Origin of the sequence: Psychrobacter sp. AOP5-GZ1-6 (assembly GCF_052376345.1) — a bacterium.
Lineage (GTDB): Bacteria > Pseudomonadota > Gammaproteobacteria > Pseudomonadales > Moraxellaceae > Psychrobacter.
The window spans coordinates 28,219-45,339 of sequence record NZ_JBQSVP010000012.1 but is presented as its reverse complement, the minus strand read 5'-3'; the positions used below and the strand labels follow the sequence as shown (position 1 = coordinate 45,339).

10 protein-coding genes and 2 pseudogenes are annotated in these 17,121 nt (G+C 40.4%); 10 read left to right on the top strand and 2 right to left on the bottom strand.

Annotated elements, in window-relative coordinates; all coding sequences use genetic code 11:
• Positions 1-248: 248 nt before the first annotated feature.
• Entirely contained in the window at positions 249-401 is a 153-nt protein-coding gene (locus tag ACT3RN_RS03270; protein WP_444518481.1) for a hypothetical protein, read from the bottom strand.
• A gap of 458 nt (positions 402-859) precedes the next feature.
• Between ACT3RN_RS03270 and ACT3RN_RS03265 the strand changes: the two genes are divergently transcribed.
• The 8 genes from ACT3RN_RS03265 (at position 860) to ACT3RN_RS03230 (ending at position 15,381) form a co-directional block, all read left to right on the top strand.
• Entirely contained in the window at positions 860-1,723 is an 864-nt protein-coding gene (locus tag ACT3RN_RS03265) for a leucine-rich repeat domain-containing protein (RefSeq protein WP_444518480.1), read from the top strand.
• Between the two features lie 364 nt (positions 1,724-2,087).
• Positions 2,088-4,508, top strand: coding sequence for a type I restriction-modification system subunit M (locus tag ACT3RN_RS03260; protein WP_444518479.1), 2,421 nt, complete (start codon positions 2,088-2,090; stop codon positions 4,506-4,508).
• Positions 4,508-5,770 carry a restriction endonuclease subunit S gene (locus ACT3RN_RS03255; protein ID WP_444518478.1) on the top strand — a complete coding sequence of 421 codons (1,263 nt, stop codon included), beginning with the start codon at positions 4,508-4,510 and terminating at the stop codon, positions 5,768-5,770. The genes ACT3RN_RS03260 and ACT3RN_RS03255 overlap by 1 nt, the downstream gene beginning before the upstream one ends.
• 71 nt (positions 5,771-5,841) lie before the next feature.
• Positions 5,842-7,668, top strand: a complete 1,827-nt coding sequence (locus ACT3RN_RS03250; RefSeq protein ID WP_444518477.1) for a GmrSD restriction endonuclease domain-containing protein — start codon at positions 5,842-5,844, stop codon at positions 7,666-7,668.
• Entirely contained in the window at positions 7,661-9,184 is a 1,524-nt protein-coding gene (locus tag ACT3RN_RS03245) for a DUF262 domain-containing protein (protein ID WP_444518476.1), read from the top strand. Before ACT3RN_RS03250 ends, ACT3RN_RS03245 begins: the two co-directional genes overlap by 8 nt.
• Positions 9,185-9,200: 16 nt before the next feature.
• On the top strand, positions 9,201-11,480 hold the full coding sequence (locus ACT3RN_RS03240; protein WP_444518475.1) for a DUF262 domain-containing protein: 2,280 nt from the start codon (positions 9,201-9,203) through the stop codon (positions 11,478-11,480).
• Entirely contained in the window at positions 11,477-14,647 is a 3,171-nt protein-coding gene (locus ACT3RN_RS03235; protein WP_444518474.1) for a type I restriction endonuclease subunit R, read from the top strand. The genes ACT3RN_RS03240 and ACT3RN_RS03235 overlap by 4 nt, the downstream gene beginning before the upstream one ends.
• Complete coding sequence (locus ACT3RN_RS03230; RefSeq protein ID WP_444518473.1) at positions 14,644-15,381, top strand: M48 family metallopeptidase; 738 nt, start codon at positions 14,644-14,646, stop codon at positions 15,379-15,381. The genes ACT3RN_RS03235 and ACT3RN_RS03230 overlap by 4 nt, the downstream gene beginning before the upstream one ends.
• Before the next feature lie 41 nt (positions 15,382-15,422).
• On the opposite strand, the gene ACT3RN_RS03225 is transcribed toward ACT3RN_RS03230, so the two are convergent.
• A complete protein-coding gene (locus ACT3RN_RS03225) occupies positions 15,423-16,049 on the bottom strand; it encodes a hypothetical protein (RefSeq protein WP_444518472.1) in 627 nt (208 codons plus the stop codon).
• Between the two features lie 344 nt (positions 16,050-16,393).
• On the opposite strand from ACT3RN_RS03225, the pseudogene ACT3RN_RS03220 reads away from it, so the two are divergent.
• Together ACT3RN_RS03220 and ACT3RN_RS03215 are read left to right on the top strand one after the other, a co-directional pair.
• Positions 16,394-16,645: pseudogene (locus ACT3RN_RS03220) on the top strand (transposase); the annotation flags it as partial.
• 74 nt (positions 16,646-16,719) lie between these two features.
• Positions 16,720-17,088: pseudogene (locus ACT3RN_RS03215) on the top strand (IS3-like element ISPar1 family transposase); the annotation flags it as partial.
• Positions 17,089-17,121: the final 33 nt, after the last annotated feature.

Here is a 17,121-nt window from a genome sequence, read left to right as displayed (position 1 = left end):
AATCGTAAATGTATTAACAATCATGAAATTCATCCCACTCTCTATGACCCCTGCTGTCAAATCCGTATAGTTGAACTTGGGAGATTTTGATGACGCAGCCTGACGATAAAAATCAAACCACACCGGTCTTAGCGATCTATATCTCAACAGAACCAATCATTTTACTCTTTAAACCTGTTAATAGACCACTTAAAATAGACTGCTCTAATAGAAATACTTATAACAGACTGCCCCAGTACTATCAAAGATCAGCATGCTGAGACAATACGATAGCCTTCATTCGCTTTATTCTGCCAGTTAGATAAGGTTTGCATGGCTATGCCTAACTGCTTTGCAGTCGCTAAGATATTGTCATTCTTCTCTAGAATTCCTTCAGCATAGCTCAATGTCACTTTTGACAAATAATAAACAGCTTGCTATGATAAAAAACATCGTGGGTTTACGGCTACTTCCAGCGCGATGAAAAACAAAGACTGGTAAAACGCACAACTCCTTTTTGCTCTGTAAGGTGACTGTGTCGTTTCAATTTGACACAGACAGAGCAACAGGAGATTTCTTTATGACTACTTCTAGTCAATTACATCCAAACTTTAAACCTCTCAATCATTTTCCTCATACTCAGCGACTGAGCCTTATGAGCGCTTTCTGCTATTCCGCTTTTTTAAGCAAACCCATAAAACAGCTTCATAAACCTTTATCAGTCTCAGTCACTGATAGTCCAAGCTTTGTTAAAAATATGGCTTACCTTGGTCTTATTACTGTGCCCAACTGCTCTTAAGTTTGACACATAGCAATAAGACTAGCTAAGAATTTGAATGCACTCACCTCATTTAACCATCATTATTTAACAGGTAACCTTATGACAGCATTTACCGATAAAACCAACCAAGATGACAACACTAATAGCAAGCAAGATACGCACGTTGAAGACTGGATGATAGAGATATGGGACTGGATTGACAACCATAATATAGCAGGCAGCTCTGACAGCACCGTCCCTCGTGAACCTGAAGCGTTGCGCCAGTTAGAGCGACTGGATTTGGGATATGGAAAATCAACGAGTTATAGTTATATTGATAATAAGTCAGTATTACAAAGCGAAAGTGAGTCTACTGAGCCATTACCTAGCGCTATCGGCCATTTAAAAAATCTAAAGTACCTTAGGCTAAGAGGTTTTAATGAACTACCAGAAGAGATTGCTCAACTAGATAGCTTAGAGACACTGGTTTATATGAACTGCGCTTTCACTGAATTCCCAAAGGTATTGTGTAAACTAAAGAATCTTAAAGCTCTTAAGATTTTTTCAAAAAGCTTAGAGAGACTTCCTAATGAGCTTGGCAATCTATCATCGCTTACCCATTTTGATATGAGAGGAACGCAGGTTCAGGAGTTACCAGACTCTATTGGCAATCTAAGCAAGCTTACTAGTATTGAGCTGTATGCCAATGAATCGTTGAAAGCTTTGCCTGATAGTATTGATAATTTAATAAACCTTGAAAAACTAGAGATACGTGCTTCTAATTTCAAAACCCTGCCAAGCTCGATAGGCAATCTAAAGCAATTAAAAAGTCTTGGGCTCTATCATAATGGCCTACAAAGTCTGCCTGATAGTGTTACCAATCTAAAAGCATTGGAGCAGCTCGATGTCACGGAAAACTCTCTCTCGGATGTATCAGAAGCTGTCAGTCGATTTATGGCTGGTGTTGATGGTAAGACATGTTAGAAAGAAATACCACACAATATCGCAAGCTCAGTTTGAGGCTATTGCTCAGTCATTGAAATAAACTTCAACCGTCCAAGATTTGGGGGTAGGTTTTTTGATAACCAAAAAGCCTGCACCATTAGTCAAAGAAGTTTCCCATACTCATTTAAGCTACTATCGACTTCTCACGACAACAGATGACGTATAATACTCTAATGCTATTCAAATAAACTTCTTATTTATTTATACTTAATCCAAACTAGAGTCGACAAATACCAATCCTAGATGTTCGTGTATATGACAAGCAAACAAGCTGTAATGTGATACCATTCTTCGATAAATTTTTCATTCAATAAAACACTATCCAATCATAAGACTTATAACTATGGCACTTAAGAAAACCGAGATTTATTCTACCCTTTGGGCAAGCTGTAACGAGTTACGTGGCGGCATGGATGCGAGTCAATACAAGGACTATGTATTGACCATGCTATTTATGAAGTATGTGTCTGATAAATATAAAGACGATGTCTTTGGCGATATCGTGGTACCGGAAGGTGGTAGCTTCGATGATATGGTCGCGCTGAAAGGTGATAAAGAGATTGGTGAAAAGGTCGATAAAATTATCGCTAAGCTGGCGGAAGCCAATGGTTTGCGCGGTGTCATTGATGTTGCGGACTTTAACGATGAAGAAAAACTCGGTACAGGCAAAGAGCATGTCGATCGCTTATCGAAGCTGATTGGTATTTTTGAAGGATTGGATCTATCAGGCAACCGTGCTGATGGTGATGACCTACTAGGCGATGCTTACGAGTACCTCATGCGTCACTTCGCTACTGAATCTGGTAAATCAAAGGGTCAGTTTTATACGCCATCGGAAGTATCACGTATTTTGGCCAAGATTATTGGTGTTGACGACAATACGCCACTGGACGCGACAGTATATGACCCAGCCTGCGGTTCAGGCTCTCTACTGCTTAAAGTTAGCGATGAAGCACCACACGGCTTGACTATCTATGGTCAAGAGATGGACTTTGCGACTACCGCATTGGCAAAGATGAATATGATTTTGCATGGGGCAACAGGTGCTGATATCTATAAAGGCAACACTCTATCCTCTCCGCACTTTGTAGAAGGCAGTCAGCTCAAAACGTTTGATTTTATCGTAGCAAACCCGCCGTTTAGTAATAAAAACTGGACCAGTGGCTTAAACCCAGAGTCGGATGAGTTTGACCGCTTTACTTGGGGTATTCCTCCAGAGAAGAATGGTGATTATGCTTTCCTTTTACACATCATCAAAAGTTTAAAAAGCACGGGCGTTGGCGCAGTGATTCTACCCCATGGCGTGCTGTTCCGTGGTAACGCTGAAGCACATATCCGTCAGAACTTAATCAAACAAGGCTACATAAAAGGTATTATCGGCTTGCCAGCCAACCTATTCTACGGTACGGGCATCCCTGCTTGTGTCATTGTGATAGATAAAAACACAGCAGAGAGTCGAGCCAAAGGTGACGCGGGTCTGTTTATGGTCGATGCCAGTCGCGGCTATATGAAAGATGGTAATAAAAACCGTTTGCGTAGCCAAGATATTCATAAAATCGTCGATGTCTTTAATTCTCAAATCACTCTGACAGGCTATAGCCGAATGGTTAAGTTGGATGAGATCATTGATAACGACTATAACTTAAACATCCCTCGCTATATCGATGCCAGTATTGATGAAGATCAGCATGATCTGACTGCGCATTTAAAAGGCGGTATCCCTGTTGCCGACATCGACTCTCTAGAGTCTTATTGGCAGGTATTACCAAACTTACGCCAGACGCTATTTTCTGATTTGCGTGATGGTTATCGCGAGTGTCTCGTGGCATCGACTGAGGTCAAAGCGGCAGTATTGGCTCATCCTGAGTTTATTACCTTTGCTGAGCAAAGCTTAACGCCATTCAATGACTGGTGGCAAGCTATCCAGTTAAGTGAAATCACCAAAGGCGATAGACCTAAAGCGCTTATTCATAAAATTAGTGAAGACCTGCTAGCACGTTATGCTCATGCCCCACTGTTAGATAAATACGATATCTATCAAATCCTGATGGACTACTGGAGTGAGAGCTTGCAGGACGACATCTATGCTATTAGCCAAGATGGCTGGCAAGTAGGCGCACAGCTGCGCAAGTTGGTCGTGGCTAAGGGTGAAAAGCTTAAAGAAGAACCTGACCTGATTATCAATAAGGTCAAGTACAAAGCCGAGCTTATCCCGCCAGCGCTTATCATCGACCGTTACTATAACGATGAGCAAGCCCATATCGATGCGCTACAGGCTGAGCTAGACACCATCTCAAGTACCATAGCTGACTACGTTGAGGAGCATGGCGATGAGGAAGGCTTACTAGCAGATGCTGCTACGGACAAAGGTAGCTTTACTAAGTCTAGTGTCAACGCCCGTCTCAAGCTCGCCACCGATAGCGATGAAAAAAATGCACTCCATCAGTTGCTTTCTTACTTCGATACTGAAGCCAATACAAAAAAGGTATTAAAAGAAGCACAAGATGCGTTAGATCTAGCGGTATTTAAACACTACCCAACTTTGGATGAAACGGCTATCAAAACGCTATTGACTGATGATAAATGGCACGCCACGCTACAAGGGCGTATCGAAGATGAGATTGAGCGCATCACTGCCCAACTTGCCAATCGTATCAAAGAGCTGGATGAGCGTTATGCTGAGCCGCTATCGCAAATCGTCGATGAGGTGGAGACGTTAAGCCAAAAAGTACAAGCGCATCTGCAAGCGATGGGAGTGGCGTAATGAGTGAGGTTAGAATACCTGAGGGTTATAAACAGACTGAGGTTGGCGTTATTCCTCAGAATTGGGAAACAAAAAATATCGGTAAGGATGCCACCCTAAAAGCTCGTATTGGCTGGCAAGCATTAACAACAAATGAATATCAAAGTACTGGTAATTATTATTTAGTGACAGGTACTGACTTCAATGCAGGAGAGGTTCAATGGGATACTTGTTGGTATGTTGACGAATGGAGATACAAGCAAGATTTAAATATTCAGCTAAGAATAGATGATGTTCTAGTCACTAAAGACGGCACTATTGGTAAAGTCGGATATGTAGATGAGTTACCTAAACCTGCTACTTTAAATAGTGGGGTCTTTGTTATCAGACCTAAATACAATAGCTTTGTACCTAAATACTTTTTTTATGTATTAACATCAAATTTATTCAAAGAGTTCATTAGGAATATTACAGCTGGCTCTACTATTACGCACTTATACCAAAAGGACTTTGTAACCTTCAATTTCCCAGTACCACCAAAAAAAGAACAAACCGCCATCGCCACTGCCCTATCCGATGTCGATAATTTAATCGGCTCTCTAGAAAAGCTGATTGCGAAAAAAGAAGCCATTAAAACAGGCACGATGCAACAACTACTCACAGGCAAAACTCGCCTACCTGAGTTTGCTACTCGTGAGGATGGTAGTGCTAAAGGGTTTAAACAGACTGAATTGGGGCGGATTCCTGAGGATTGGGATTTAGTAGAGCTTAGGGATTTATTATCTTATGAGCAGCCTACTAAATATATTATTGATGGCAATGAATTTCTTGAAGATGGTACTACACCTGTCTTAACAGCTGGAAAGTCTTTCATCCTTGGTTACACTGAAGAAGCACATGGAATCTATAGAAGTCTTCCAACAATCATATTTGATGATTTTACAACTGCCACACAGTTTGTAAACTTTCCGTTCAAAGTTAAATCATCTGCAATGAAAATTCTAAAACCAAAGTCTACTTCTGTACCAATTCAGTTAATTTACTTATTGTTATCGAATATCGACTATAAAGTAGGTGATCATAAACGACACTGGATCAGTGAATTTAGTTCGTTGAAAGTTAGATTGCCTAATAGCTCAATTGAACAAAACGCCATTGCCACTATTCTCTCCGATATGGATGCCGAGATACAGGCATTGCAGCAGCGCTTAGAAAAAACCCGTGATATTAAACAAGGCATGATGCAGCAGCTGTTGACAGGCAAAGTGCGGTTGGCGCATTAAATTACATCGAACCTCATCCCGATTAGATGAATAAAAAACAAATACAATGAATAAGAAGGACTCTTCAAGCAATGACTACTTTTGACTCCACCAAAATACTCCTTAGCCAACTACTAAACGATATCAAGCTTGGAAAAGTTCAACTCCCAGACTTTCAGCGTGGCTGGGTATGGGATGATGATCATGTAAAAGACTTGCTAGTTAGTATTGCCCGCTCCTTCCCAGTAGGTGCCGTCATGCTCTTAGAGACTGGTGGTGAGGTCAGATTTCAAACTCGCCCTGTCGAAGGTGTCGAAAACTTAATAGATAAAAGCATAGAGCCGCAAAAGCTCATACTCGACGGCCAACAACGTCTCACCACTCTTACCCAAGCGATAGGGCTAACGACGCCAGTACAGACCCGCACTAGTAAAGGTAAAAAAATTCAGCGCCATTATTATTTTGATATTCGTAAGGCTATCGAGTCCGAGGACTATATCGAAGACGCTATCGTCGCCGTCGATGAAAACAAGCAAATCAAAAGCAACTTTGGACGTGATATCGATATAGATTTATCCACTATTGAAAAAGAATGCGAGCACATGATGTTCCCTTGTGATCAGATATTCAACTCCAATGTGTGGCAGATTGAGCTGAGTAAATACTTGACTATGAACACTGACAAGCAAAGCGATATGTTTGTATTCATGGAGTTTTTGACCAAGATCATTCACCCATTTACTACCTATCAGTTGCCCGTTATTGAGCTAAAAAAAGAATCTACAAAAGAAGCGGTATGCTTAGTTTTTGAAAAAGTAAATACAGGCGGCGTTCAGCTGTCGGTGTTTGAGCTGATCACTGCAAGCTATGCCGCTGAGGGTTATAACCTGCGTGATGACTGGCTTGGATCAAAAGATCGCAATGTAGAGTCGCGTAAAGCTCGCATTGGCACGCAGTTATTGCTAAAAGGCACTGAGGCCACTGAAATACTACAAGCTGTGACTATCTTGCATACCTTTGATTTGCGAAATGCTGATATCGACGCAGGTAAAACGGGCAAGCAACTACGCCCTGTGAGTGCCAAGCGCACCGATATGCTTAAGTTACCATTATCTGCATGGCAGCAGTACGCCGATAGTGTCGAGCAAGGCTTTAGACAAGCAGCCCAATTTTTACGCAAAGAGTATTTTTATGCTCGTAGTGAGCTGCCATATAGCACGCAAGTCGTTCCTCTAGCAGCAGTGATGACCAAGCTAGGTAATCGCTGGCTTGAGCCGAGAATCTATGAAAAGCTGGCTCGCTGGTATTGGTCAGGCGTGCTTGGTGAGCTATACGGGGGCGCTGTCGAAACTCGTATCGCTAATGACTTTGAAGAACTGCTACAGTGGTTTGAGGATGATAGCAAACTACCACGCACAGTGAGCGATGCTTTTTTTCAACCAGAAAGGTTACATAGCTTGCGCTCGCGTAATAGTGCAGCTTATAAAGCCATCAATATCCTGATATTACGTGAAGGTGCCAAAGACTGGTTTTGGAATGCCACTATCCAAGAGCTAGATGCCCAGCAGGAGCTCGCGCTCGATATTCATCATATTTTCCCAAGAAAATGGTGTGATGAGCGTAATCTAAATAGAGATATTTATGACAGTATTCTAAATAAAACCAGCATCTCGTATAAAGCCAATCGTAAAATTGGTGGCGATGCCCCTTCCGTATATTTACCTAAAATTCAAAATGAAAAACAAGTTGGCTTAGCAGATGAAGAGATGGATAAGCTACTTGCCAGCCACTCATTATCACCTGAGCTCCTACGTGCGGATGACTTTGACGGTTTTATAGCAGATAGACGCAATCAACTGATTGGACTGATCACTAAAGCGATGGGCAAAGAAGTTGAAGAGCAAGGTGAGTATGAGTAACTCTATGGAAGAGTCCCAAAAAGAGTGTCAGTACAAAAGTGAATCGCCTCACAAATTACATCAACAGATTATATCTGTAGCGAAACTGTTGAATGAGGACTCACTTACTATCCCTGAGTATCAGCGCCCTTATAAGTGGAATCAGCAAAATATTGCCAGTCTATTCAACGATATCAAAACCCAAAGTGACAAGCCTGCCTATCGACTGGGTACTATCGTACTGCATAGTTCTGAAAACGATGAGGGCAACATTGTTCTTAATATCGTCGATGGTCAGCAGCGCACCTTAACGCTTATGCTGACGGTCATGGCGATTATCAAATATTATAATCTTGATGACTCAAGTCAGCCTGAATCTGAGCAAACGATTCGCGAGGTATTAGGTAATCTTACTCAGAGCGTGCCAAAGCTGGCTGAACATCAAAAGTTTGCCAGTGATATCTCTGTCTATAATCTGCATACAAACTTTCAAGAGATACTACGCGTTATCAGCCGTGGTGAGCTGAGTATCGACCATATCGACTTTTTGCTACATAAGTGTCAAGTCGTCATCTTTATCTTAGAAGATGAGTCAGAAGCGTTTCAGTTTTTTGACTCACAGAACTCCCGCGGCAAAGAGCTTTATCCGCATGACTTGCTTAAGGCGTTTCACTTGCGTGAGTTTAGCGCTTATGATGAACAGCTTAATCCAAATATTAAAGCGCAAACGGTCGCTCATTGGGAAGGCCTAGCAGATGAAGATTTACATAGGCTATTTGGTCAGCATTTATTTCGAATTAAGCACTGGATAGATCATAAGCCTGCTCACAAATTTACTAGCCGTTATGTCGATAGCTTTAAAGGCGTATCATTACATAAACAAGATTTACCACATTATGCTAAAGCTATGATGATCACTCATCATTTCATCGATGACTATAATAGCAATATGCACCGTCATATCGATGCTCAGGAGATGAGCTACCCTTTTCAATTAGATCAAAAGATAGTCAACGGTCGGCGCTTCTTTGAGATGATTGAATACTACGATACGCTTATCACGCAAGCTAAAACGATTCATATAGATCGCATCTCAGATGACGAGGAAAGCGCTATTATCGCAACTATAAAAGAGCAAAAGTTAAATGACCGAGCTTCTAAAATTATTCACTTATTAGAAAATTATAGCGATAAAGGACGACAAGGAGATAAATATGCCCGTAACTTGTTTGATAATGCGCTGATTTATTATATCGACAAATTCGGTATGCAAGATTTATCACAGATTATAGAAATTGTGTTTATTTGGGCGTTCAAAATACGCCTAGAGCGCTATGCAGTAAAACTTGCAACGATGGACAACCGTGCGGTGAACGGTATGTTATTTAAACGTATTAAAGACGCCACCTTGCCTAAACAAGTCTGGCTTAGTGGTATTAGCCCATTGAAAGATAAAGATATACAACAGTCTAATAAAAAATCTGATAATAAGATTTACCAGTTGTTCAAGAATCTTAACTATTTGACAGATATTTAGAGAAAAAAATATAAATATGACAAACCATAATCAAAGCACAACTGAGCAAGTGACAGCACTCACGCCAAAACAGATGCTAGACGGTACAGCGCACTACCTTATTCCTATGTATCAGCGTAATTACGCTTGGGGTAATGAAGAGATTGAACAACTTATTGTCGATATCATTGATGCTCAAATTAACTCACAAACCTCAAGTAATCATAAAAACTATTACTTAGGTACTTTAGTAGTCTTCGAAAGATTACAACCGTCCTCAAAGCATAAATTATTTGAAGTCATTGACGGTCAACAGCGCTTTACTACTTTAAGCTTACTGGTTATATATCTGAAAAATCATTTTGAAGCTTTGGATAGCGACTATGATATGACATGGTATAAAGACAAAAATATCGAGTTTGAAAGCCGTCCAAAATCTACTGAGACTTTGGACTTGCTACTAAGCGACAACCTACAGAATTTTGGGCACCTCCGAGAGGATAAACTAAACCCTGCTATTATCAATGGCTATAACTCTATTAAAGAGGTGATGGAAAATAAATTTAATACCACCTCTTTTAACGAAAATCAAAAACCTAAAATCAGTATCCAAGAATTTTGTGATTATTTATTTGAATATGTGCAGATCGCTCGGGTCCCTGTACCTGATGAAACAGATTTAAATCATTATTTTGAAGTCATGAATAACCGAGGTGAGCAGTTAGAGAAGCATGAAATTATCAAAGCGCGCTTATTATCAGTAGTCGAAAAAGCAAATACAAATGAGATAGATGCTGTAGACAAGCAACCTATGAAAACCTTAATTCATGATACTTGGGAAGCTTGTGCCAACATGAATAAGTATGTGCAGTACGGATTTAGCCCTACCTTACGCGCTGAGATATTTACAAATAATTTGAACGTTTTAAAAACTAATAATTTCGAGGAATTACTAGATGTCTATAAGAAGTCTGCAAGTCAAATAGAGGATTTATCAAATACTGAGGAATCTTCTGAAGACTCGGAAAACAACCTAAATGTTAAGCCGAAGCTTCCCTCTCTTTTTGACATCCTTAAGGATAGCTTCTCCAATCCACCAAATCCTAATGATACTGCTGATAAAGATGATGATGACGGCAATAGCGAGACTTACTATAGCTTGGTCAACTTCTCAAGCTTCCTTCTACATACGTTAAGAATCATGATTAATATGCAATCATCAAGCCAACAAGATATTGCGCTTGATGATAAACAGCTGCTCACTCAGTTTGAAACCTTTATTATAAAACCATCAGTTTTACAAACTAATCAGAGCTTAGATGCTAATCAAGTTCTACATATTGATCAAAGTCTACAGAACAATAATAAGATAACGCCTTTGTCACAAGTAAAGACTTTTATATATGCTTTGCTGAAAGGTAAATTTATCTTTGATCACTTTATAATCAAGCGCAATATGCAGGACAGCAAAGGTCAGTGGACACTTAAAAAAATGACCAAGCGTGATGATAAAAATAATGGTTACTATATAAATAGCTTTGAAAAAGAGAATAATGACAAACTAGTCATGCTACAAAGTGCTTTTCATGTCTCAACGCCTACTACAAACTATAAGCACTGGCTCAATGCTGTTTTATATTATGCTTATGAAAATTATAAGCACAATGAGATTGGACTCAATAGCTTAGACTATTTGCATCATATAGAAACAATAGCTCGCGCCTTTATGTTAAGACGTTATTTAACAGATGAACCAGATGATTATCATCAAATCATTTATCAAACCTCAGACTTTAGCCAAATTTCGCTAAAAAATGATGAAAGTGACTTGTATCTTGATAGTCCAGTTATACAAATTAAGCGATACCTTAGATATGGCAGTATTCGGAATATTTTCGTATTCAATTATTTAGATTATCTACTTTGGAAAAAGGGTAACGGGCCTAAGTTTATATTTACTGCTCGAAGCTCTATAGAGCACTTTTATCCTCAAAATAAACGAGATGATAAAGTTTTTATAAATGACAAAAATACAGAGGATACGCTGCTCCACTCATTCGGTAATTTATGTTTGATTAGCCATAGCCTTAACTCACGTGTCAGCAATGATATGCCTGATGTTAAAGTAAAATATTTTTCGGATGGTAGAGATATTAAAGCTGGAAATATCGATAGCTTAAAACTACTCAAAATGATTCAGCGCATTGATAACAAAAAAGAAATTTGGGATAAAACAATGATCAAAAATCATGAAGATGAAATGTTAGAGGTTTTGATGCAAGGTCTTAATCTAATTTCAGAGGACGCTGAATCATGAGTAACGTCAGCGACATAGAAAGACTCACACAAAACCGTGTCGTACGATTCTTTACCGACACACTCGGCTACCGTTATCTAGGCGACTTCAAAGACCGACCTAATAACAAAAACATTGAGTCCGAGATTTTAGCGGCGTGGCTAAGCTCACGTAACGTCAGCCGTACGCTGCAAAATAGAGCCATAAAAGCTCTAGAAAAAGCAGCCGCTATAGGCAGTGGCGTTAAATTATACGATGCCAATAAAAAGGTCTATGAACTACTGCGCTATGGCATTAAGGAAAAAGAAGGTACTGGTGATCATAAAGAGACCGTCTGGTTGATTGATTGGGACAACATAGAGGTCAATGACTTTGCCATTGCCGAAGAAGTCTCCATCAATGGCGAAAATAAAAAACGTCCCGATATTGTCCTTTATGTCAACGGTATTGCACTGGGCGTGATCGAGCTTAAACGCTCAACCATCAACGTCACCGAAGGCATTCATCAGAACCTAGACAACCAAAAGAAAGAATTTATTCGCAGCTTCTTTAGCACTATTCAATTGGTTATGGCAGGTAATGATACCCAAGGTTTACGCTATGGCACGATCGAAACGCCTGAGAAGTATTATTTAGAATGGAAAGAAGCCAACCCCAATCATACGCCCCAGTCTGATTCTAGCGTACCGACGCATCTTACTTTAGCAAACGCTAACTTCACCGATCAGCCCTTAGACTTCTATCTATATCATATGTGCAATAAGCACCGATTTTTAGACATCATCAATAACTTCATTGTTTTTGATTCGGGTGTCAAAAAGACTTGCCGACACAATCAGTATTTCGGGATACAGGCGGCAAAAAAACACATTGCTCAGCGCAAGGATGGGATTGTTTGGCATACCCAAGGCTCAGGCAAAAGCTTGACCATGGTTTGGCTGGCTAAATGGATACGGGAGAATGTTACCAATAGCCGTGTACTCATTATTACTGACCGTACCGAGCTTGATGAACAAATTGAGAAGGTCTTTTTTGGTGTCGATGAATCAATATATCGCACCAAGAGCGGTGCTGATCTTATTAGCCAGTTAAATCAGCCTAACCCTTGGTTGCTCTGCTCCTTAGTTCATAAATTTGGTCGCGGCGGTGATGATGATAGCCATGACAGTAAAGACACAGACGACTTTATAAAGGAAATTCAAGCCAGCTTACCGTCAGACTTTAGCCCTAAGGGCGATTTATTTGTCTTTGTTGATGAGTGTCACCGCACTCAGTCTGGCAAGCTGCACAGCGCTATGAAGGCATTATTGCCAGAAGCGATGTTTGTCGGTTTTACCGGCACGCCACTACTCAAAAAAGATAAGAAGAAATCTATCGAAGTATTTGGACCCTTTATTCACACCTACAAGTTCGATGAAGCAGTTGCTGACGGTGTGGTATTGGACCTCCTGTATGAAGCACGTGATATCGATCAACAGCTTACCTCCTCTAAGAAAGTCGATGAATGGTTCGATGCTCATACTCGTGGCTTAACCAATATTGCTAAAAGCCAGCTTAAGCAAAAATGGGGAACCATGCAGCGGGTTCTGTCTAGCCAGTCGCGCATAGAGTGCATCGTCAATGACATCTTGCTCGATATGCAGAAAAAGCCAAGGCTTATGGATGGTCATGGCAATGCCATGCTTGTGTGCAATAGTATTTATCAAGCCTGTAAATCTTATGAGGCCTTTGATAACTCTTTCTTGAAAGGCAAAGTGGCAATTGTGACCAGTTACTTACCGACTGCAGATAGCATCAAAGGTGAAGAAACTGGCGAAGGCATGACAGAGAAGCTTTTTAAATATCGAATTTATCGCAGAATGATTGCTGATTATTACGATATCAGTGAACAAGAAGCAGGCTCTAAGGCAGAGGACTTTGAGAAAGCTGTTAAAAAACGCTTCATCGAAGAACCAGGTCAAATGCGACTGTTGATCGTTGTTGATAAACTATTGACTGGATTTGACGCGCCCTCTGCTACCTATCTCTATATCGATAAGAAGATGGCTGATCACAACCTCTTTCAAGCCATTTGCCGTGTTAACAGACTCGATGGGGCGGAAAAAGACTATGGATATATCATTGATTATCAGGATCTATTTCAGTCGTTAAACAGTACTATTTCTGATTATACGCAAGGCGCATTTTCAGAGTATGAAGATGAAGATATTGATGGGCTGTTAAAGAACCGCTTAAGTGCGGCAAAACAAAACCTAGATGATGCTCTAGAGATGGTCAGAGGACTTTGTGAGCCTGTTAAGTACCCTAGAAATACACAGGACTATGCCGCTTACTTTTGCCCTAGTGAAGATGTGACCGAAGCTGATAAAATAGAAAACGAACAACTGCGCCTCACATTATATAAAAGCGTCTCCAAGCTGATACGTTCTTATGGTAATATCGCCAATGAAATGTCTGAAGCGGGATATAGTGACCAAGAGATCAAACGCATCAAAGATGATGTAAAGCACTTTGAGTCCGTTCGTAATAACATCAAGCTTATGAGTGGCGACCATATCGATATGAAAAGCTATGAACCGACCATGCGTAGGATGTTAGACACTTATATTCATGCCACCCCTAGCGAGACTGTTATCGACTTTGAAGATTTAGGACTCATTGAGTTAATTGTCAATCAAGGGCCTGAAGCTTTAATCAAAGCCATACCTAACGATATAGCGAGTAACCCTGAAAACGTCGCGGAAACCATCGAAAACAACGTTCGCAAAACGATTGTCGATGAAAACCCCATCAACCCAAAATACTACGAGCATATGTCTGCCCTACTCGATGAGCTCATTGAGCTACGCCGAAAAAAAGCCATTGCCTACGCTGAATACTTGCAAAAGATACGCCAGCTAGCCTCTAAAGTAATCAATCCGACTGGCACAGCAAGTGGTGACTCGTATCCTGAGACTATTAACACTCCTGCTAAGCGCGCACTATATGACAACTTGGATCAAAACGAAGAATTAGCAGATAAAGTAGATGCTGCTATCCGTCTCCATAAACAGGCTGATTGGCAAGGTCATCTAATTAAAGAGCGGCGAATCAAGAATGCGGTACATCAGACCATCTCTAAGTATCAAGTTGATATCGATATCGAAACGTTAATTAATTTGGTGAAAGCACAACAGGAATATCAGTGATTGTTAAGTCAGCGCTTATTAAGATTGGTGAGTTAGATATACATTTAACTCGCAAAGATATTAAAAACCTACATATTAGCGTGATGCCACCTGATGGACAGGTCAGAGTATCTGCGCCTGATGCTATGACCGAGACGGCCATTCGGATGGCTGTCATCCACCGTATACCTTGGATTCGACGGCAACAGGCGGCGTTTGCCAAGCAAGAGCGCCAATCAGCCCGAGAAATGGTAAATGGAGAGACGCATTATCTTTGGGGCAGACGCTACCGACTTGAAGTGATTGAGAGCGATACACTCAAATCTCAGACGGTCAAACTAAAAAGCGGTAAGCTTATCCTAACCGTAAATAAAGGGCTATCTGATGAAGTAAAACTTAAGCTATTGACTGAATACTATCGTGGCCGACTAAAAGCTAGAGCACCTGACCTTATCAATAAATGGTCGAAGAAAACTGGTGTCACTATCAGCGATTGGCAGATCCAAAAAATGAAAACCAAATGGGGCAGCTGTAATATAGAAGAAGGAAATATACGGCTTAATTTAGATTTAGCTAAAAAGCCTATGCCCTGTTTGGAATATATCATTTTGCATGAACTGCTACACTTCAAAGAAAGGCAGCACAACGATAGATTTAAAGCTCTGCTCGACATTCACATGCCAGACTGGCGATCTAGACGAGATTTACTCAACCAAATGCCATTAAATCAGGAAAACTGGAAACATCAGAAATAGTACTTCAACTAAAGACGAATACTTAGGCTCCGGACCTCTACCTACCCTTCAGCATATAACGCCTTTAAACGAAAACAGTGTGGCTCATCAGTCATGCTTGAGCTGTAATATATGAACTTATCATCAATAGATAACAAATTTTCAACAGCTGCTGTTATATATGAAAGGGTATCTAGCGAAGGGCTTTCGATACTCTCTATGGTAACTAACAGTCCCTTAGCATGACGAGCTTTTATAAGTTGACTAACTAACTGCTGTGTAGCTGCCTTTACTGATTTCGATATAGATTCACCTGTGGCACTTGCTTGAATGAACTGGAATGAATTGCCACACTCAAACAGACTTTTGATATCCACAACATCTATACCGATGATGGTACTTGCAGAGTTTACATCAAGTATTCTAATGACATTATCTACTTCATCAGGCTGACATCTAATAACGCCCTCTATAATATCTAAGCGCTTAAATTCACTATCATCTATTTGCAAGCCTACTAAAAACCAAGCCTCTGACTTCTCTTTTAACTCTATTAGCGCCTCCTCATCCCAAGCATCACTGATGATAAAGCAACCAATAGCAGACTTTGGGTAATGATCCATGGTTTGTCGATATAGAACAGCACTAGGTATATCATCTCTATACGAGTCATCAATCTGATACTTCATGGTTATGCTCACTGATCATTAAGGAGTTTGAAGGTAGTCAAAAGTATCAAGCTTTGGCGAGATTTGACGGCAGTAGCGCGCTTGCACAGTCTCTAAGATATTTATCATCTGGCATAATTCGTTTATTGAAGTTTAATCCTCACTAAGGATTACATCATCTTTTAGGGTCTCGTTCGGTTTTATTCACTTAGATTGCTGATCATTGATTTGCTTTAACATTCTGATGGTATTTATATCGTAATTACCTGCGTAGAACTGATCCAAAAGCTCATTAAAAACTGAGCTATGCTTAAGAAACCGTAGAGATAAACTTGGTAAACTAAGCGTATTAATCGGCGTTTACCATGACTAAGAAATTAGGAACCTACAGCGACTAATTTAAAGCCGAAGCCGTCAAGAAGATAGCGGATAATAACGGTAATATCTCAGCGACTGCAAAGCAGCTTGAAATTGCGATACAAACGTTATCTAACTGGCAGAACAAAGCCAATCAAGGCAAGCTTGTCGGTACAGAATAATATGATCCTAATATTATGACTGCTCTTCAAGAAATAAACCAACTCAAGCGACAACTTAAAGTTGCCGAAGAGGAACGATAGATCCTAAATGAGGAGGGATAAAGCGAAGCACTGCTTTGGCCCGACGCAAGATGAGAGCTATGCTCGAATGAGGCCACGGCGTACTTTGCAAAGCACAGTTAGTCAGGTAAGCCTTTATCAAAGATAACCAGCACTTCTTTAGCATCACCACTATGTGCCGCATGCTAAGTGTCAAGCCATCAAGCTATTACGACTGGATAAATTGTGATATCAGTGACCCAGATACATCGTAAGCATTGTGAGCGACTGCATGCAAAGCTAATAGAGCAAGGCCATGACATTAGCTTGCACATATGGTCAGGCGTACTAAAGAAGAACATGGCATCAAATGCCGTCGCCACAAACGTTTTAAAGTCACCATGGACTCGAACCATAATAAAATGGTTTACCCAAACGTGTTGGATCAGCAGTTTGATGCTAATCGTCCTAATGAGTCTTGGGGTTTCTATTTATAAAATTTTTTTATTTCAAAT